Source organism: Flavobacterium sp. KH_035 (genome assembly GCF_057839565.1).
In genome coordinates this window covers 4,822,116-4,839,628 of record NZ_CM174492.1, presented here as the reverse complement: position 1 = coordinate 4,839,628, position 17,513 = coordinate 4,822,116, and the positions used below count along the sequence as shown (strand labels likewise).

Annotated in this window: 16 protein-coding genes; 12 read left to right on the top strand and 4 right to left on the bottom strand. The window is 34.8% G+C overall.

Features of this window, described 5'->3' with window-relative positions; genetic code table 11:
* The first annotated feature begins 29 nt into the window (after nucleotides 1-29).
* The 8 genes from AC3IS6_RS19625 (at nucleotide 30) to AC3IS6_RS19590 (ending at nucleotide 7,359) form a co-directional block, all read left to right on the top strand.
* The gene (locus AC3IS6_RS19625; protein WP_489161843.1) at nucleotides 30-1,157 is read left to right on the top strand and encodes an N-acetylmuramoyl-L-alanine amidase family protein; all 1,128 of its coding nucleotides are present in this window, start codon (nucleotides 30-32) and stop codon (nucleotides 1,155-1,157) included.
* Between the two features lie 50 nt (nucleotides 1,158-1,207).
* The gene (locus tag AC3IS6_RS19620) at nucleotides 1,208-2,173 is read left to right on the top strand and encodes an MlaD family protein (RefSeq protein WP_489161841.1); all 966 of its coding nucleotides are present in this window, start codon (nucleotides 1,208-1,210) and stop codon (nucleotides 2,171-2,173) included.
* Between the two features lie 5 nt (nucleotides 2,174-2,178).
* Entirely contained in the window at nucleotides 2,179-3,510 is a 1,332-nt protein-coding gene (locus AC3IS6_RS19615; RefSeq protein ID WP_489161840.1) for a 4Fe-4S dicluster domain-containing protein, read from the top strand.
* A gap of 132 nt (nucleotides 3,511-3,642) precedes the next feature.
* Nucleotides 3,643-4,434 (top strand): (Fe-S)-binding protein, encoded by a 792-nt coding sequence (locus AC3IS6_RS19610; RefSeq protein WP_264524593.1) that lies wholly within the window; start codon nucleotides 3,643-3,645, stop codon nucleotides 4,432-4,434.
* 86 nt (nucleotides 4,435-4,520) lie between these two features.
* On the top strand, nucleotides 4,521-5,003 hold the full coding sequence (locus tag AC3IS6_RS19605; protein ID WP_489161838.1) for an ABC transporter ATPase: 483 nt from the start codon (nucleotides 4,521-4,523) through the stop codon (nucleotides 5,001-5,003).
* A 184-nt stretch (nucleotides 5,004-5,187) separates the two neighbouring features.
* A complete protein-coding gene (locus AC3IS6_RS19600; RefSeq protein WP_489161836.1) occupies nucleotides 5,188-5,637 on the top strand; it encodes a hypothetical protein in 450 nt (149 codons plus the stop codon).
* A 129-nt stretch (nucleotides 5,638-5,766) separates the two neighbouring features.
* On the top strand, nucleotides 5,767-6,912 hold the full coding sequence (gene bshA, locus AC3IS6_RS19595; protein ID WP_489161834.1) for an N-acetyl-alpha-D-glucosaminyl L-malate synthase BshA: 1,146 nt from the start codon (nucleotides 5,767-5,769) through the stop codon (nucleotides 6,910-6,912).
* 18 nt (nucleotides 6,913-6,930) lie between these two features.
* On the top strand, nucleotides 6,931-7,359 hold the full coding sequence (locus AC3IS6_RS19590) for a protease complex subunit PrcB family protein (RefSeq protein WP_489161832.1): 429 nt from the start codon (nucleotides 6,931-6,933) through the stop codon (nucleotides 7,357-7,359).
* A 148-nt stretch (nucleotides 7,360-7,507) separates the two neighbouring features.
* Here the strand turns inward: AC3IS6_RS19590 and AC3IS6_RS19585 are convergent, their stop codons facing one another.
* Together AC3IS6_RS19585 and AC3IS6_RS19580 are read right to left on the bottom strand one after the other, a co-directional pair.
* Nucleotides 7,508-8,005, bottom strand: a complete 498-nt coding sequence (locus AC3IS6_RS19585; RefSeq protein WP_489161830.1) for a hypothetical protein — start codon at nucleotides 8,003-8,005, stop codon at nucleotides 7,508-7,510.
* Between the two features lie 152 nt (nucleotides 8,006-8,157).
* On the bottom strand, nucleotides 8,158-8,982 hold the full coding sequence (locus tag AC3IS6_RS19580; protein WP_489161829.1) for a UDP-2,3-diacylglucosamine diphosphatase: 825 nt from the start codon (nucleotides 8,980-8,982) through the stop codon (nucleotides 8,158-8,160).
* A gap of 188 nt (nucleotides 8,983-9,170) precedes the next feature.
* Between AC3IS6_RS19580 and aroC the strand changes: the two genes are divergently transcribed.
* The 3 genes from aroC (at nucleotide 9,171) to AC3IS6_RS19565 (ending at nucleotide 13,879) form a co-directional block, all read left to right on the top strand.
* Entirely contained in the window at nucleotides 9,171-10,229 is a 1,059-nt protein-coding gene (gene aroC, locus AC3IS6_RS19575) for a chorismate synthase (protein ID WP_264524587.1), read from the top strand.
* A gap of 52 nt (nucleotides 10,230-10,281) precedes the next feature.
* Complete coding sequence (locus AC3IS6_RS19570) at nucleotides 10,282-11,565, top strand: dicarboxylate/amino acid:cation symporter (RefSeq protein WP_173968033.1); 1,284 nt, start codon at nucleotides 10,282-10,284, stop codon at nucleotides 11,563-11,565.
* Between the two features lie 127 nt (nucleotides 11,566-11,692).
* Entirely contained in the window at nucleotides 11,693-13,879 is a 2,187-nt protein-coding gene (locus AC3IS6_RS19565) for a response regulator (protein WP_489161828.1), read from the top strand.
* Here the strand turns inward: AC3IS6_RS19565 and AC3IS6_RS19560 are convergent.
* Together AC3IS6_RS19560 and AC3IS6_RS19555 are read right to left on the bottom strand one after the other, a co-directional pair.
* Entirely contained in the window at nucleotides 13,876-15,126 is a 1,251-nt protein-coding gene (locus AC3IS6_RS19560; RefSeq protein ID WP_173968031.1) for a DEAD/DEAH box helicase, read from the bottom strand. The genes AC3IS6_RS19565 and AC3IS6_RS19560 overlap by 4 nt on opposite strands.
* A gap of 135 nt (nucleotides 15,127-15,261) precedes the next feature.
* On the bottom strand, nucleotides 15,262-16,299 hold the full coding sequence (locus tag AC3IS6_RS19555) for a formimidoylglutamase (protein ID WP_489161826.1): 1,038 nt from the start codon (nucleotides 16,297-16,299) through the stop codon (nucleotides 15,262-15,264).
* 100 nt (nucleotides 16,300-16,399) lie between these two features.
* On the opposite strand from AC3IS6_RS19555, the gene AC3IS6_RS19550 reads away from it, so the two are divergent.
* On the top strand, nucleotides 16,400-17,278 hold the full coding sequence (locus AC3IS6_RS19550) for a hypothetical protein (protein WP_173968029.1): 879 nt from the start codon (nucleotides 16,400-16,402) through the stop codon (nucleotides 17,276-17,278).
* Nucleotides 17,279-17,513: the final 235 nt, after the last annotated feature.

Sequence of the window (17,513 nt, the reverse complement as noted above, 5' to 3'; positions counted from 1 at the left end):
GCGTTTTATTAAAATTAACTTTTAGATTTATGAATAGATTTAACAAAATTAAAGTAATATTTACTTTTTTTCTAACGATATTGTCTTTTTGTGCTTATAGCCAGGCAAATGTTTTTAAGGTAACACTTGATGCTGGACATGGTGATCACGACTTTGGGGCTGTTTACAGCGGACGAATTGAAAAAAATATTGCTTTAGCGATTGTGTTAAAAGTTGGTAAAATTTTAGAAGGAAGTCCTAATGTTAATGTGATCTATACGCGTAAAACAGATGTTTTTATCGATTTGGTCGAAAGAGCAAACATTGCAAACAGAGCAAATTCGAATATTTTTGTCTCAATACACTGTAATGCAAACAAAAATACGGCTGCAGATGGAACCGAGACCTATGTAATGGGTTTAAGTAAAGTAGCATCGAATCTTGAAGCTGCGAAAAAAGAGAACTCTGTAATTACTTTGGAGAAAGATTATAAACGTAAATACGAAGGTTACGACCCAAATTCACCTGAATCTATGATCGGGATGACTTTAATGCAGGAAGAATATTTAGACAACAGTATTTCGCTGGCCAGTAAAATTGAAGACAACTTTGATAAACTTGGAAAAAAATTGAGACAGGGAGGTGTAAAGCAAGCTCCTTTTATGGTACTTCACAAAGCCTATATGCCTAGAGTTTTAGTTGAAACAGGATTTGTATCGAATCCGACAGAAGGGAATATTCTAAATTCAGAAGAAGGACAAAATGATATTGCAAAAGCTATTGCCGAAGCGATTTTAAGTTACAAAAGTGAATATTTTGGTTCAGGAACTCCTGAGATAATTGAGGCAAGGCCGGCAAGGGATACTTCTACTCCGGTAAAAGCGAAAGAGATTGAAACAGCTGCGGCAGTCAAAAATGCTCCAAAAGGAACATTCTTTAAAGTACAGCTTATCGCAAGTATTAAAAAAACACCACTAGAGCCTAAAAACTTTAAAGGGCTTAAAAACGTAACAATGTTGTTCGAAAATAATATTTACAAATATTTCTATCAGGAAACTTCAAGTTATGATGCCGCCAAAAAATATTTGGAAGAAGCTAAAGATAAAGGATATGGAGCTGCTTTTTTGATTGCAACCAAAGATGGAGAAAAGATCAGTATTCAAGACGCCATTAAATAATAGCTTCTAGTTCGAATATTTATATTAATTTTGTACAAACACTAAGAATTTTGAAACTAACAAGAGAAATTAAAACGGCTATTTTAGTCATCGCGTCAATTTTATTATTTATTTGGGGCTACAGTTTTTTAAAAGGCAAAGACCTTTTTACAAATTATAAAACATTATATGTAGAATATGATAATGTTGAGGATTTGTCAGCATCAGCTCCCGTTACCATAAACGGACTTATTATTGGTAAAGTAACTAAAATCACAATCAATGAAGTAACAGGGAAATTATTAGTTGAACTTCAATTAAAAACTGATTTTCCAATTTCTAAAACAAGTCAGGCATCTTTATATTCACCAAGTTTAATTGGTGGAAAACAGATCAAAATTATTCCTAATCTAACAGACAAAGATCCGGCGGTTGACGGACAGACTTTAACGCCTGTTGTGGAATTAGGACTGAAAGAATCTTTAGGTGGGAAAATTGAGCCAATTCAGGTTAAGTTAGAGAAAATGTTGGTTAACATTGATAATCTGGTTTCCGGATTGAACAATGTTTTAGATAAAAAAGGACAAGAAGATCTGAAGAAAACTTTGGCGGAATTGAGTCAGACTATGGAGCAGTTTCATAAAGCTTCCGGAAGTATTAACACTATCTTAGATACGAATAAAGGACAGATTAACGGAGTTGTAACCAACTTTAATAAAATGTCAAGTAACTTCAATAAAATATCAGATTCTTTAAACAAAGCAGATCTAGGTAAAACAGTTAGAAACCTAAATCAAACTTTAGCTAAAGTTGACGGACTTATGAGTAACTTAAACTCAGGAAAAGGTACTGCAGGTAAATTGTTAAATGATGACGCTTTGTATACTAATTTAGCAAAGACTTCAAAAGAGCTTGAATTGTTGTTGCAGGACGTTCGCCTTTACCCGACACGTTACGTAAACGTTTCTCTTTTCGGAAAGAAAAATAAACCTTATGTAGCACCAACAGAAGAAACTAACCCAAGTACTAAAAATTAATTAGAATGAGTTATTTAGATAATATTTTGTTCGCCATACTTCTTATAATTGGTTTCGGTTTTTTTGCATCGAGCGTAAAAAAAATCATCCGAAATATTAATCTGGGAGTAGATGTAAATCGAAAAGATAATTCTAAAGCACGTTGGAAAAACATGGCATTGATTGCTCTTGGGCAATCAAAAATGGTGAGACGCCCAGTAGCTGGAATACTTCATATTTTTGTTTACGTTGGTTTTATAGTTATTAATATCGAATTACTTGAGATTATTATTGACGGGTTGTTTGGAACACATAGAATTTTTGCGCCTTATTTAGGAGTAGTATATGATGTTTTAATAGCCTCATTTGAGATATTAGCAATACTTGTAATTTTCGCTGTTACCGTTTTTTGGATTAGAAGAAATGTAATTCGATTAAAACGTTTCATCAATCCTGATTTAAATGGTTTTCCTAAAAATGATGCCAATTACATTTTGTATTTCGAAACGGTTTTGATGATGTTGTTTTTGTTAATGAACGCTTCCGATCTGCATTTGCAGAATGTTCCGGACGCTGTTTTTCATAAAGCAGGCAGCTTTCCAATCAGTCAGTTTATTGCTCCAATCTTTAATGGAATGTCGAATGAATTGGTGGTGCTATTATTTGAAGTCTTTTGGTGGCTGCATATAGCAGGTATTTTGGTTTTTATGAACTATTTGTACTTCTCCAAACATTTACACATTCTTTTGGCGTTCCCGAATACCTATTTTGCCAACCTAAACCCGGAAGGGCAGTTTGATAATCTGGAATCGGTTACCAAAGAAGTAAAGTTAATGATGGATCCAAACGCAGATCCGTTTGCGGCTGCTCCTGTTGATGAAAATGCTGCTCCGGCAAAATTTGGAGCAAGTGATGTTCAGGATTTAAACTGGGTACAGCTTTTAAATGCTTATACCTGTACAGAGTGTGGTCGTTGTACGTCGTCATGTCCGGCAAATCAAACAGGTAAAAAATTGTCTCCTCGTAAAATTATGATGGATACAAGAGACCGTTTACAGGAAGTAGGTAAAAATATAGATGCCAATAAAGGTGTTTTTGTTCCGGATAATAAAACATTACTAAATGATTATATTACTCCTGAAGAATTGTGGGCTTGCACCTCTTGTAATGCCTGTGTAGAAGAATGTCCTGTAAATATAAGCCCGTTGTCTATTATTATGGACATGCGCCGTTATTTAGTGATGGAACAAAGCGCTGCTCCGATGTCATTGAATGCCATGATGACCAATATAGAAAACAACGGTGCTCCTTGGCAATACAGTCAACAGGATCGTTTAAATTGGAAAAACGAAAATTAAAAAAAAAGTTTAATTGGTTATTTGTTTAGCCGTTTAATCGATTTCAATAAAATAGTAAGGTTTTTTAGTAAGGTTATGGCAAAGAGTGCGATAAACCAAATAAACGATAAACCGATTTAACAATATAAGAAGATGTCAGAAAGTTTAGTAGTGCCAACAATGGCTGAAATGCTAGCCCAGGGAACACAACCGGAAGTTTTATTTTGGGTTGGTTGCGCAGGGAGTTTTGATGATAGAGCAAAGAAAATTACAAAAGCATTTGTGCGAATTTTAAATCGTACCAATGTTTCGTTTGCAGTTTTGGGTACCGAAGAAAGTTGTACCGGAGATCCTGCAAAACGTGCTGGAAATGAGTTTTTGTTTCAGATGCAAGCCATGATGAATATCGAGGTGCTTAATGCGTATGAAGCCAAAAAAATCGTTACCGCTTGTCCGCATTGTTTTAATACTTTAAAAAATGAATATCCGGAATTAGGAGGTCAGTACGATGTTATTCATCATACAGAGTTTTTAAAGTCATTGATTGATGATGGCAGACTAACCGTTGAAGGTGGTCAGTTTAAAGGGAAGAAAATCACTTTTCATGACCCTTGTTATTTAGGAAGAGCTAATAAAGTATATGAAGCGCCTAGAGACTTAATTCAGAAACTGGATGTTGAGTTAGTTGAAATGAAACGCTCAAAAGCAAATGGATTATGTTGTGGAGCTGGTGGAGCGCAAATGTTTAAAGATGCTGAGCCGGGAAATAAAGAAGTAAACGTTTTGCGTACGGAAGATGCTTTGGAAGTAAAACCGGATATTATTGCAGCCGGATGTCCGTTTTGCAATACGATGTTAACCGATGGTATTAAACATCAGGAGAAAGAAGGGCAAGTGAAGGTAATGGATATTGCTGAGTTAATTGCTAATGCGCAGGATCTTTAATTGAGGCTCAAAGTAGCAAAGGTCCAAAGGGACAAAGGTTGGAAACCTGAAACCTGAAACAAAACAAACTTAAAGAAAAAATTAAAATGTATATACCTTTTGAAAATTTACCTGGTGAGTCCAGAATCTGGATTTATCAATCAAACAGAAAGTTTTCTGAGGAAGAATTTTCTGAAATAGAAACTGACCTGAAAACTTTTGTAGAGGGATGGGCAGCACACGGAACAAGTCTGGAAGCTTCGTACCAATTAAAATACAACCGATTTATTATTTTGGCTGTAAATCAGGAAGTACAGGCAGCAACAGGTTGTTCAATCGATAGTTCGGTCGAGTTTATCCAGAGCTTAGAAAAAAAATACAACGTTGATTTGTTAGACAAAATGAACGTGACTTTTAAGCTGGGTGAACATATTGCACACAAACCTTTAATCGATTTCAAGAAAATGGTTAAGGATAAATCAGTATCTGAGAATACGATCGTATTTAATAATCTGGTAAATAATATTGAAGAATTTAATGAATCATGGGAAGTTCCTGCAGCCGACAGTTGGCATAGCAGATTTTTCTAGGAAATATTCAAAATAAAGAAAAGGCATAAAATTTAGGTTTTGTGCCTTTTCTGTTTTTAGTTGATTGTAAATAAACTGCTCATTGTTCTAAACCCGATAGGTTTTTAAAACCTGTCGGGTTTGAATATATTAAGCCAATTGTAGAAAGTTTGGTAATGGGATTTTTGAAAATAAAAAGCTTTTAATGATGGGAAATTTTGATGCTTGTTATCGATGGATGAAAGTTAGAGATGGAAGATTGTATTTGGGTTTTGTTGCTTTAGATGTTAGAAAGAATGAAGTTGGGAATGAAATCATAGAAAATTATTCCGGAGAGGGATTTTGTAATAATTCTTTAGATGTTGAGGAACAAGGTTGGGCTACATGGAAAATTGGTTTGATTGAGGGGTTACAGTTTGCACTGTCTCATAGTTCTGATTTTTGGATAATTAAAATCAATTGGTTAAGTGGAAAGCCTTTTATGGATACTAATCCGACCATTATCGGTTATACCGCTATTTTGGCTTTTATAGAGCAATCAGGTGTTTTAATTGATGAGCAAATAATTAAGGAGATTGAAGAGTTCGTTTATTCTAGCTGGTATGATGGTAATGAGAATAAAGTTCCAAATTTTTGTAAATTGACTTTTGGTTAGAGGAGTTTTTAAAACCTGTCCGGTTTAAAACCGAAAAAGTAAGAAGTCTATTATTCACAAAAATCTAACATTTTAAAAGAACAATTAAAAGCTATTTTTAAGTACTTTCGTAGTTACTAAATTTAATACATGAAAATAGCAATAGTTTGTTATCCGACATTTGGAGGTAGTGGTGTAGTTGCTACAGAATTAGGCCTTGAATTAGCCAGACGCGGACACGAAATCCATTTTATTACCTACAGTCAGCCGGTTCGGTTGGCGCTTTTAAATCCTAATGTTCATTATCACGAAGTAAACGTTCCTGAATATCCTCTTTTCCATTATCAGCCTTACGAATTGGCGCTGTCAAGCAAATTGGTTGATATGGTAAAATTATATAAAATAGAAGTGCTTCATGTGCATTATGCTATCCCTCACGCGTATGCGGGTTATATGGCGAAGCAAATGCTGAAAAATGAAGGAATTAATCTTCCAATGATAACGACACTTCATGGAACAGATATTACTTTGGTTGGAAATCATCCATTTTATAAACCAGCCGTGACATTCAGCATCAACAAATCCGACTATGTGACTTCGGTTTCCCAAAGTTTGAAAGACGATACTTTGAAATTATTCAATATCAAGAATAAGATTAAAGTAATTCCGAATTTTATAGAACTGGATAAGATTAAAAAAGACCCGCAGGCTCCTTGTCATCGTTATGTTATGGCTAAAGAAGATGAGCGTATTATTACGCATATTAGTAACTTTAGAAAAGTGAAGCGAATTCCGGATATTATTAAGATTTTCTATAATATTCAAAAGGAAATTCCATCTAAGCTGATGATGGTTGGTGATGGTCCTGAGAAAGAAAAAGCAGAGGTCTTATGTATGGAACTTGGAATTTACGATAAAGTAATTTTCTTTGGAAACAGTAATGAGATTGATAAAATTTTGTGTTTTACTGATTTGTTCCTGCTTCCATCAGAAACGGAAAGTTTTGGTTTGGCAGCTTTAGAAGCGATGTCCAGCGGAGTTCCGGTAATTTCGAGTAATTCGGGAGGTTTGCCGGAAGTTAATTTTGACGGATTTTCAGGATATTTGAGTAATGTTGGTAATGTTGAAGAAATGGCCGCCAATGCAATCAAAATACTAAAAGATGATGACGTTTTAAATCAGTTTAAGGCAAATGCACTAGAAGTTGCCAAAAAATTTGATATCAAAACGATATTGCCTCAATATGAAGCCTTGTATCAAAAAGCAATTAATGATTATAAACACGAAAAACATTAATCTTATAAATTAGCGTAAATGAAAAAAGTAATTTCGGTCCTGGTAATTTTAGTTTTGGTTTCTTGTGGAGTCAAAAAAACATCAGAAGGAACTTCGAAAGTTTTGTATGAGGTGCTGACGGAGCAATCTGACGGTGGTGGGAATATTAAATTTTTTGAAATTTTGACGGAACCAAACGAAATCAAAATGTTGGAAAATGACCCTCATTTGAAAGCAAAAATGAAGCAGGATGATATTGGTAACTCCAATTATGTGATCTTGAATATGGGAGAAAAGAATACGGGAGGCTATTCTATAGGTATTGAAAAAGTAGAAGAAACGGATAAAAATATCATCATAACTGTTAAAGAAAATAATCCGACTGCAGATGCAATGGTGATGCAGGTTATTACGTACCCGTATACCGTAATCAAAGTGCACTCAAAAAAAGAGATTATTGTGAAGTAATTTTTGAGTTATGAGTTATGGGGTGTCAGGCTGAGAGGACTTGAAGTCTTTACGCCTGAGTAATAACAATATCTTTAAACTTTAAGGCATAAAAAAAAACCTGTCGAATCAAACGACAGGTTTTTTTGTAACTATTTTTTAGTTTTATTTAGAATCTGAATTTTACACCTAAACCAACGTCAAATCCAAAATTGTCATCGTCATAATATCCCGAACCAATTTCAGGTCTTGCGTCTAATGACAAGGTAATTGGTGCTTCTTTAAATCGGTATTCGATACCAATATCTCCAGCCGCAAAAACATACGTTCCGTTATCTTTGTATTTGTTGTTGTTCGTGTAATAGTCGTGGTTCCAGGTAGCAAGACCCCCACCAACACCAGCATACCAGTTAAATCCTCCATCAATATTCCAAACCCATTGGTAAAGAGCTACTCCTTTGATCGCATCAACATCACTGCTGTTTCTCCAGCCTAAATCAAACTCCAGTCTGTTCTTTTGGTTTAATCCTAACTGATAAGATACTTCTCCGCCAAAACCGTTATTATCTCCTAAACGGATACCCAAGGCATGTTTTGAAATTTCTTGTGATTGTGCCGTAAATGCTAAACCTAATAGCATAATGGCAGATAAAATGATTCTTTTCATAAAAATGGTTATTAATTTACGTCAAATGTAAGGTGTGCTATAATTTTCAAACGTATAGGATTATTGAAAATTGTTATATAATTCACATTTCCGCAGAGAACCAGTATGAAGTGTAAAGTAGTTTTATCTGCTATAGGCTACCTGTTTAAGGGTTATTTGTTTAGAATAATAGAAGAAATTAACTGAGAACTTAGAATGTCTTCCATTTCAAAAAGATTTTCTTCTTCGGTAAAATTACTTTCGGCATAAGAGTATAATTTCCATCGTTTTTTATGGTATTCTAGTGCAGTAAGATTTTCGACCCAGTCCCCAGAATTTAGGTATAAAGTAGATCCGTGTTTGTTTTCTTTAGTAATGATTTTCGGTTCGTGAATGTGTCCGCAAATTACGTAGTCGTATTTTTTTTCAATGGCCAGATCGGTAGCTGTGGTTTCGAAATCAGAGATAAACTTTACCGCTTTTTTGACACTTGCCTTTATTTTTTTTGAAAAGGAGTAAGGCTCACGTCCCAATTTGGCTAGACACCAGTTGGCAAATCGATTGGTTAGAATCAGATAATCGTAGCCTAGTCCCCCTAATTTAGCAATCCATTTAGAGTGTTGTACAGAGGCATCAAAAACGTCTCCGTGAAAAATCCATGCTTTTTTATCGTCTAATTCCAGCACTAACTTATCGACCAGGGCAAAATTACCCATATTCATATCGCTAAATTTTCGAAGAATTTCGTCGTGATTTCCGGTAATGTAATACACTTTTGTTCCCTTAGAAGCCATGCCAATGATGCGCTGAATGACTCTTAAGTGCGCTTTTGGAAAGTAGGATTTTCTAAATTGCCAGGCGTCAATAATGTCACCATTCAGGACTAATGTTTTGGGTTTAATACTTGATAGGTAGTTGTTTAGTTCTTTAGCGTGACTTCCGTAAGTTCCCAAATGGACATCTGATATAATGACCAATTCGACATTTCGTTTTTTCAATTTTTCTTTTTTTGAAGTTTAACAAATGAAAGAAACTTCTGCGGGATAAATTTTATCAAAAGGTTACCAATTTGGCTACAATTTTAATAAATTGTGATTTTTAATGGCTGCAACCTTTGCTTAATAATACCAATTTTAAATTTTTTAATTTAATTCATAAAACTTACATTTGCTCAAAACAAATTACAATGGCAGGAAATAGCTACGGCACCCTATATAAAGTTACAACATTTGGAGAATCTCATGGTGAAGCTTTAGGCGGAATTATAGATGGTTGTCCATCTGGAATTGAACTTGATTTAGATGCAATTGAAGTTGAAATGTCCCGAAGAAAACCGGGGCAGTCAGCAATTGTAACACAACGTAAAGAGCCGGATGCGGTTCAGTTTTTATCAGGTATTTTTGAAGGTAAAACGACAGGAACTCCTATTGGTTTTATTATTCCGAATACCAATCAAAAATCGGATGATTACTCCCATATAAAAGACAATTACAGACCCAGTCATGCCGATTATGTGTACGACCAGAAATACGGTTTTCGTGACTATCGTGGTGGCGGTAGAAGTTCTGCAAGAGAAACAGCAAGCAGAGTTGTGGCGGGTGCGATAGCTAAGCAAATGCTTCCGGAAATAAAAATTAATGCCTATGTTTCTTCGGTTGGTCCAATTCATTTGGATACGCCGTATCAGGATTTGGACTTTTCTAAAATAGAAAGTAATCCTGTTCGTTGTCCGGATGAAAAATCGGCTGCGATTATGGAAGAATATATTCGTGATATCCGCAAACAGGGGGATACCGTTGGAGGTGTGGTTTCATGTGTCATTCAAAATGTTCCGGTAGGTTTAGGAGAACCGGTTTTTGATAAATTACATGCTGAATTAGGAAAAGCAATGCTTTCGATCAATGCGGTAAAAGGTTTTGAATACGGCAGCGGATTTTCGGGTTCTGAAATGAAAGGAAGTGAACATAACGATTTATACAACCCTGACGGAACAACAAAAACAAATCTTTCAGGAGGAATTCAGGGCGGAATCAGTAACGGGATGGATATTTATTTCAGAGTAGCCTTTAAACCTGTTGCGACTATCATGCAGACTCAGGATTCGTTAGATAACAAAGGAAATATTACGCCAATGACGGGTAAAGGGCGTCATGATCCATGTGTAGTGCCTCGTGCTGTACCAATTGTTGAAGCAATGGCAGCGATTGTTTTGGCTGATTTTTATTTAATCAACAAAACTTATTAGTAAAAGTTAGGACATGAGGGTCTTAATATTTTAATTTAAAACAAACAAATTAATGCAAGTTACAGAAACTAAAAAGAAATCTTTTCTAAAAGGATTAACAGGGCAAATTATAATTGCAATGGTTCTTGGAGCCGCTTTGGGAATTATTTTGCACAATTCTATTTCGCCTGAAGCAGCACAGTCTTTTAGCAATAAAATAAAAATGCTTGCAACGATCTTTATCAGATTGGTACAAATGATTATCTCTCCTTTGGTATTTACCACTTTAGTAGTTGGTATTGCAAAACTTGGAGATATTAAAACGGTGGGAAGAATTGGAGGAAAAGCCCTTGGATGGTTTTTTACCGCTTCATTTATATCCTTGTTGATCGGATTGTTTTATGTAAACATTCTGGAGCCGGGTGTAGGTTTGAAACTGGATCATGTTGATATGGCCGCTGCTTCTGAGGTAACAGCTAAAACGAAAACATTATCGGTTGAGAATTTTGTAGAGCACATTGTTCCTAAAAGTATTTTTGAAGCAATGGCAACTAATGAAATTTTGCAGATTGTTATCTTTTCAATCTTCTTCGGTTTAGCTGCTGCGTCTCTGGGAAGTACAGTAAAACCGGTAATCAATGCTTTAGATAAAACTTCACATATCGTTTTAAAAATGGTAAACTACGTGATGAACTTCGCTCCAATTGGGGTTTTTGGAGCCATTGCAGGTGTATTTGCCATAAGGGATGCAGAAGAACTGGTAATTACCTATTTTAAATTTTTCGGATCGTTTTTAGTCGGAATTGGTACTTTATGGGTTGTTTTGATAGCGGTTGGTTATCTTTTTCTGAAAGGAAGAATGACAGAGCTTTTAAGACGTATTACAGGGCCTTTGGCGATTGCTTTTGGTACAACGAGTAGTGAAGCTGTTTTTCCAAAATTAACAGAGGAATTGGAAGATTTTGGTGTAAAAGATAAAATTGTATCCTTCATGTTGCCGCTTGGTTACTCTTTTAATTTGGATGGAAGTATGATGTATATGACTTTTGCGAGTATTTTTATTGCTCAGTTTTATGGAGTGCATCTGGATTTAGGAACTCAAATGGTAATGCTTTTGGTTTTAATGTTGACCAGTAAAGGTATTGCAGGTGTACCACGTGCAAGTTTGGTTGTAGTAGCGGCTACTTGCGGTATGTTTGATATTCCGGTTGAAGGAATTGCATTAATCCTGCCAATTGATCATTTTTGTGACATGTTTAGAAGTGCTACAAACGTTTTAGGAAATGCTTTGGCTACTTCAGTTGTTGGACAATGGGAGGATGACAAAGATACTGAAATTGCTTCTGAAAACTTATAAAGAAATTTGTCAAAGTAGGAAAAAACATCAAATTTTGTTAAAGTTTCAATAAAAAAGAAGCTGTATTTTTATAGGAAATACAGCTTCTTTTTATTTTTAATGTATATTTGATGAAATTAGCCTATTTATGCCCCGAATACGCATTTTTTTATTGCTGATCGTATGTTTGAATTGTTTTGCCAATTCCGCCAGCGCGCAATCTGAAACGATATCGGATGCAAAGATCAATAAGATTGTCAAGGAAGCCTGGGAGGACTACAAAAAATCGAATTTTGAAAAATCGCTCATCACTTCACGGAAAGCATTAAACTATGCCACCGCTTCTAAGAATAATAATTTAATAGCGAAATCGTATAAAATAATTGCCGGGAATTATAATGAATTGTCCGAATTTGATAAAGCTATTTTTTTCTACAACAAAGGGTTGTTCTATGCTGACCAAACAGATAATGATTCCCTAAAATATAGTCTTCATAATAATCTTGGTAATATTTATTGTTTCGAAAAGAAGCAATTCAATAAGGGAATCAATTATTATAAAAAATCAATCGCATACAGTTTAAAATTAAACGAGATGTCGCAGGTCTATTTTACAAATGTAAATATTGCCTGGGCTTACTTTGATATTGGAAAATTTAAAGAAGGATATCCATTTCTGAAATTTGTAAACAGCAATAAGAGTAAATATGGTGATGAGTCGACAGAGATTGTTGTAAACATGTTAAACGGGATGTATTTGAGTTATCAAAATGAATATGATCTGGCTAATGAGTTTTTTCTTAAAGCTATAGGGGCCGGTAAAAACAGTGAAGAAAGGTCGGATTTGTCGTATGCGCATCAGGAATATTCCAAGTTTTTAAGTAAAATAGGGAGGTACGAAGAGGCTTACCGGAATCTGGATTCGTACAATACTATTACGGCGGAATTATACAATGAGGAAAAACTTAAAAAGGCTTCTATTGCAGGTTTTAATTTAGAGTTAGACGAATATAAAAGACAGATTGATAAAATTGAAAGTGAGAAAGATTCTCAATATCAAAGTCTTAAAAAATCGAGAATTATAGTGATCTTATTTGTTCTGGTTTCACTGATTTTCTTAATTCTGATCATCACTTTAATTAAAAACATTAGATTTAAGAAAAAACACAATGCAGAGCTTTTGCGTGCAAAAGAAATTGCAGAGGAGGCCTCACTACTTAAGTCTCAGTTTATTTCGACAATAAGTCATGAATTGCGTACGCCGCTGTATGGAGTAGTAGGGATAACTAATATGCTACTGGAGGAACATAAAGAATTGTCAAGAAGCCAGCATTTGAGTTCGTTGAAGTTTTCGGCGAGGTATTTACTGTCACTGGTAAATGATATTCTTCAGATTAATAAAATTGAGGAGAATAAAGTGATACTGGAGAATCTGACATTCAATATTTCGGATGAAATAATGATGATTAAAAATTCACTTTCCTTTTTATCACAAAAAAACAATAATAAAATTACAGTTTCTATAGATCCCTGTATTCCTGAATATCTTATTGGGGATAAATTAAGGCTAGCTCAGATTTTAATGAACTTGGTGAGTAATGCGCTTAAGTTTACAAAAGATGGTCAAGTCGAAATTATTGTGAAACTCAATAGATCGGAGGAAAAAATGTACTTTTTGGATTTTTTAATAAAAGACAATGGTGTCGGCATAGCAATTGTCGATCAGGGTAAAATTTTTGAGAAATTCGTGCAGGTTGGAAGAAAAGATGAAGATTATCAGGGTACGGGATTGGGATTGAGTATTGTAAAACGATTGTTGGGGCTCTTTGGAAGTACGATTGCACTGAAAAGTGAGATTGGTTTAGGAACTTCATTTACGTTTACAATTCCTTTTGAGTTTGACCCTCAAAAAACAAAACAAATTATCGATGAAATAGAGGTCGATTTGAGCTCAAATGAAGTCTATAAAATTTTAATTGTAGAAGATAATCTCATTAATCAGCTAGTGACGAAAAAGATTATCGAAAAGCACAATTACATCTGTAAAGTCGTTGATGATGGTTTTTCGGCTTTGAAAATATTAGAGAATGAAAGTTTTGATCTGATTTTAATGGATATCAATATGCCATTGATGAATGGATTTGAAACTACGAAAAGAATTCGTTTAAAAGGACTTAAAACACCTATTGTGGCGCTAACAGCTTTTGATAAGGATGAAATTACGGATGAAGCTATTTCGTCGGGAATAAATGATATTATTATTAAGCCGTTTGAACCTGTCAGGCTTTTTAAAATTATGAATTACTTAATACTTGAAGCAAAAAACGCCGGTTAATACCAGCGTTTTTTGTTTTGCTTAGAAGCATTAGATTTTCTTGATTTATGAGCACCACCACTTCGGTTAGAGTTTTTAGGTTTCTCTTCCGTTGCTTCCGGACTTCCGGAGTGCCATGGATAAGGGTGATCGGTAATGGTTTTTACGTCTACCTTTATTAGTTTTTGAATGTCTTTCCAGTAAGGCTGCTCGTCTTTACCGCAAAACGAAATTGCAATTCCCCCGTTTCCTGCACGTCCGGTACGTCCAATTCGGTGTACATAAGTTTCGGGTATATTTGGTAAATCAAAGTTAATGACAAATGGCAATTGGTCAATATCGATTCCTCTTGCGGCAATGTCTGTGGCAACAAGTACGCCAACTTCTTTGTTTTTAAAAGCATCCAAAACACGTTGTCTTGCATTTTGTGATTTATCTCCGTGAATTGCTTCAGCAGGAATGTCTTTTTTGCGAAGCGCTTTTACCACATTGTCAGCACCGTGTTTTGTTCTTGAAAAAACCAGAACATTTGATAAATTTTCATTTTTGATCAAATGGTACAATAAGTTTCTTTTCTCTGTTTTTTCAACAAAATAAACGCGTTGTTCAACCGTTTCGGCTGTGGATGAAACAGGAGATACTTCTACTTTTGCAGGATCCTTTAAAAACATTTCGGCCAGTTCGCGAATAGCAATCGGCATAGTGGCAGAGAACAGTAAAGTCTGTCTATTTTTTGGAGTAAGTTTTACAATCTTTTTTACATCATTGATAAAGCCCATATCCAGCATTTGGTCTGCTTCGTCTAAAACCAAAGTGTGTAAATGATCCAGATCCAGAAATCCCTGTTTGTGTAAATCAAGTAATCGGCCTGGAGTGGCAACTAAAATGTCAACTCCTTTTTTCAGGGTGTCTACCTGAGGATTTTGCGAAACTCCTCCAAAAATTGTCAATTGCGTTAAGTTGGTGTATTTGGCATAAGTGTCAAAACTTTGTCCAATCTGAACCGCTAATTCACGTGTAGGAGTAACTATAAGGGCACGGACCTGTTTGGCTTTTTTGGATGAGCCTACAATTCGGTGTAATTGATGTATGATTGGAATAGCAAATGCTGCTGTTTTTCCTGTACCTGTTTGCGCGCAACCAATTAAATCCCTTCCTGACAAAACGATCGGAATAGATTGTTCCTGAATAGGAGTAGGGTTTAGGTAGCCTTCTTCAAATACGGCTTTTTGTATACTTTTTGAGAGTGATAGATCTTCGAATAACATATCTTACATATTAAGATTTTAGTTTTAAGTACTAAAATTCTGTGCAAAGATAGGCTTATTCGGTTAATCCTTTATTTGAATATCATTTTATTTGGAAAATGCCTTAATTTACAATACCTGAACTTTCTGCTGAGATTAGATTTTTTCGTTATTTGCTTTGATGAAGTCAGTTACCAAATAACCTATAAGTTTGCCAATTAGGTTGTTATTTGGAGAATCGGCTAAATCGGGAGCACCTTCGCAAATATGCAGATAAGTGGCATTTTTATGCTGTCCGAAAAAGGAAATAAACTGACGTAATTCTTCCACCGAAAAACCACTGATTGTCATAGCACTGCTCGCAATATTAGGGATAGCATCCAGATCGATTTCGATCCCGAAAGAATCTGTTCTGATAAACTCTAAAGCTAATGCCATTTCTCTATCAAAATCCTTTTCCTTGCGTATGTTCACACTATCGTAGGTGTTGTAACGAACTCGGTCTTCAAGTTTTTTGATGATGTCTAAAACACTTTTAGAAGTATAGTTTTCGTGCAGACCAAAAATGAAGTACTTTTTTAAGAAACCTTCTTCGTACGCATAGGAGAAACCATTGCCACTGTGACGACCTTCAAGAATTCTGAAGTCAGAATGTGCATCAAAATTAATAGCATTGATTGGTTTTCCTTTGGCTAAAGCTGATCCTTTTATGTTTCCGTAAGCATTATTGTGTCCGCCCCCAATAATGATTGGTATTTTTCCTGCTTTTATAATCGTAAAGATAATATGCGAAACTTCTTTGTCTATTTTTTCTACTAACTGACTTAGTTTGGACCTGTCGTCGATATCATTGAAATCAAGATTTTCAACATCACGCATTTCCTGAGCGACATCCAATTGTCCTAAAACCAAAATCTGACTGCCTTTAGAGAAACGATTGTGCTGAATGTTTGCAATGCTTTTTATAGCGCTTTCCCATGCTGATGCAGCTCCGGGCCTGCCGTAATTGGCACGTACGCCAATATCTTCAGGAATCCCAAAAAGCACATATTTGGCCTCGCTTTCTTTTAGAAAATTGATCTTATCAGCCCCTTTAGGAATGATGACCATTTTTTCTCCGAATTTTATTTCACCACTTCGATGATTGGTGATTTTTGCCAAATCGTTAACAGTAAAAGGAATTAGTTTCTCCATGAAAAAAAAAATATTTTTCAAAAATAATATAATTGTGGTAACTTACGTTATTACCTTTATATTAATTCTTAAATTTGTTTTAAAGAAAATTTTTTTAAATATGGAAAACCCAAAGAACAACAACTCAAGTCTAAAAGCGGTAATCGCAGTTTTAGCAGTCCTACTGATTGGTAGCTTAGTGTATATTTTTAAATTATCATCTGATACAGATGTAGTTAAAACTGAACTTACAACGACAATGACAGAGAAAGAATCTGTTATGAAAGATTTACAGGAATTGAAATCAACTTATGATGCTGCAATTGCTGAAAATACTTCAATGTCTGATGAGTTAATTCAGGAAAGAGATAAAGTAGTAGCTCTAATGGATGATTTAAATAAATCTAAAGGAGATGTGTCTAAATACAGATCACAAGTTCAGGCAATGCAAGGTAAAATGAAAACTTTAGTTGCTGAAAACGATGAGTTGAAAAAACAAAATGGCGTTTTAACAGTTCAAAGAGACAGTACAATTGTCGTTTTAGGAGAATCTAAGAAGTACAATGAGGTTTTAGTTGGTCAAAACGAAGAATTGGCAAAAACAGTTGAAAAAGGAGCTAAATTGTCAGTATTGAATACAAAAACAATCGCTTACAAAGTAAAAGGTTCAGGTAAACAAATCGAAACAGATAAAGCGAGCCGCGCTGATGTTTTGAAAGTAAGTTTTACAATTGCTGAAAATCAAATCGCTAAATCTGGAGATAAAACGTATTATGTACAAGTTATCGATTCTAAAAACAATGTTTTAGGAGAGAAGAAAACAGAAAGTTTTGGAGATAATACTTTGACGTATAGCTTTAAAACTACTGTAAGATATGAAAACAAAACAGTAAACGTTTCAGAAGATTTAATTGGTAAGGATTTTGAAAAAGGAACTTACTTTATAAATGTTTTTGATAATGATGAATTAGTTTCTAAAACTAGTTTCAGCTTAAGATAATACCGCGTCGTTTAAGGCAAATACCACTAAAAAAAGGTCTGTGAGAAATCACAGACCTTTTTTTATGCTTTAATCCGTTAGGTAAAATCGAATAAAATTTAATTTTAGCACATAGTAACATAGAATTTTACAGCTAGAAAAGAAGGTTAAAAAGAAACACATTTCTTTCTCATAGGGTTATGTGGCTTATTTAAAGTGGTGTACCTTATTTTTGTAAAAGTATAGAGCCTATGTT

What these genes read in the sequence shown, in the direction of transcription:
- AC3IS6_RS19560 (WP_173968031.1), bottom strand. Translation starts at nt 15,126, where the DNA reads ATGTTATTCGAAGATCTATCACTCTCAAAAAGTATACAAAAAGCCGTA.
- AC3IS6_RS19615 (WP_489161840.1), top strand. Translation starts at nt 2,179, where the DNA reads ATGAGTTATTTAGATAATATTTTGTTCGCCATACTTCTTATAATTGGT.
- AC3IS6_RS19625 (WP_489161843.1), top strand. Translation starts at nt 30, where the DNA reads ATGAATAGATTTAACAAAATTAAAGTAATATTTACTTTTTTTCTAACG.
- AC3IS6_RS19555 (WP_489161826.1), bottom strand. Translation starts at nt 16,299, where the DNA reads ATGGAGAAACTAATTCCTTTTACTGTTAACGATTTGGCAAAAATCACC.
- AC3IS6_RS19570 (WP_173968033.1), top strand. Translation starts at nt 10,282, where the DNA reads ATGCAAGTTACAGAAACTAAAAAGAAATCTTTTCTAAAAGGATTAACA.
- AC3IS6_RS19585 (WP_489161830.1), bottom strand. Translation starts at nt 8,005, where the DNA reads ATGAAAAGAATCATTTTATCTGCCATTATGCTATTAGGTTTAGCATTT.
- AC3IS6_RS19605 (WP_489161838.1), top strand. Translation starts at nt 4,521, where the DNA reads ATGTATATACCTTTTGAAAATTTACCTGGTGAGTCCAGAATCTGGATT.
- AC3IS6_RS19565 (WP_489161828.1), top strand. Translation starts at nt 11,693, where the DNA reads ATGCCCCGAATACGCATTTTTTTATTGCTGATCGTATGTTTGAATTGT.
- AC3IS6_RS19600 (WP_489161836.1), top strand. Translation starts at nt 5,188, where the DNA reads ATGATGGGAAATTTTGATGCTTGTTATCGATGGATGAAAGTTAGAGAT.
- AC3IS6_RS19550 (WP_173968029.1), top strand. Translation starts at nt 16,400, where the DNA reads ATGGAAAACCCAAAGAACAACAACTCAAGTCTAAAAGCGGTAATCGCA.
- AC3IS6_RS19610 (WP_264524593.1), top strand. Translation starts at nt 3,643, where the DNA reads ATGTCAGAAAGTTTAGTAGTGCCAACAATGGCTGAAATGCTAGCCCAG.
- AC3IS6_RS19590 (WP_489161832.1), top strand. Translation starts at nt 6,931, where the DNA reads ATGAAAAAAGTAATTTCGGTCCTGGTAATTTTAGTTTTGGTTTCTTGT.
- aroC (WP_264524587.1), top strand. Translation starts at nt 9,171, where the DNA reads ATGGCAGGAAATAGCTACGGCACCCTATATAAAGTTACAACATTTGGA.
- bshA (WP_489161834.1), top strand. Translation starts at nt 5,767, where the DNA reads ATGAAAATAGCAATAGTTTGTTATCCGACATTTGGAGGTAGTGGTGTA.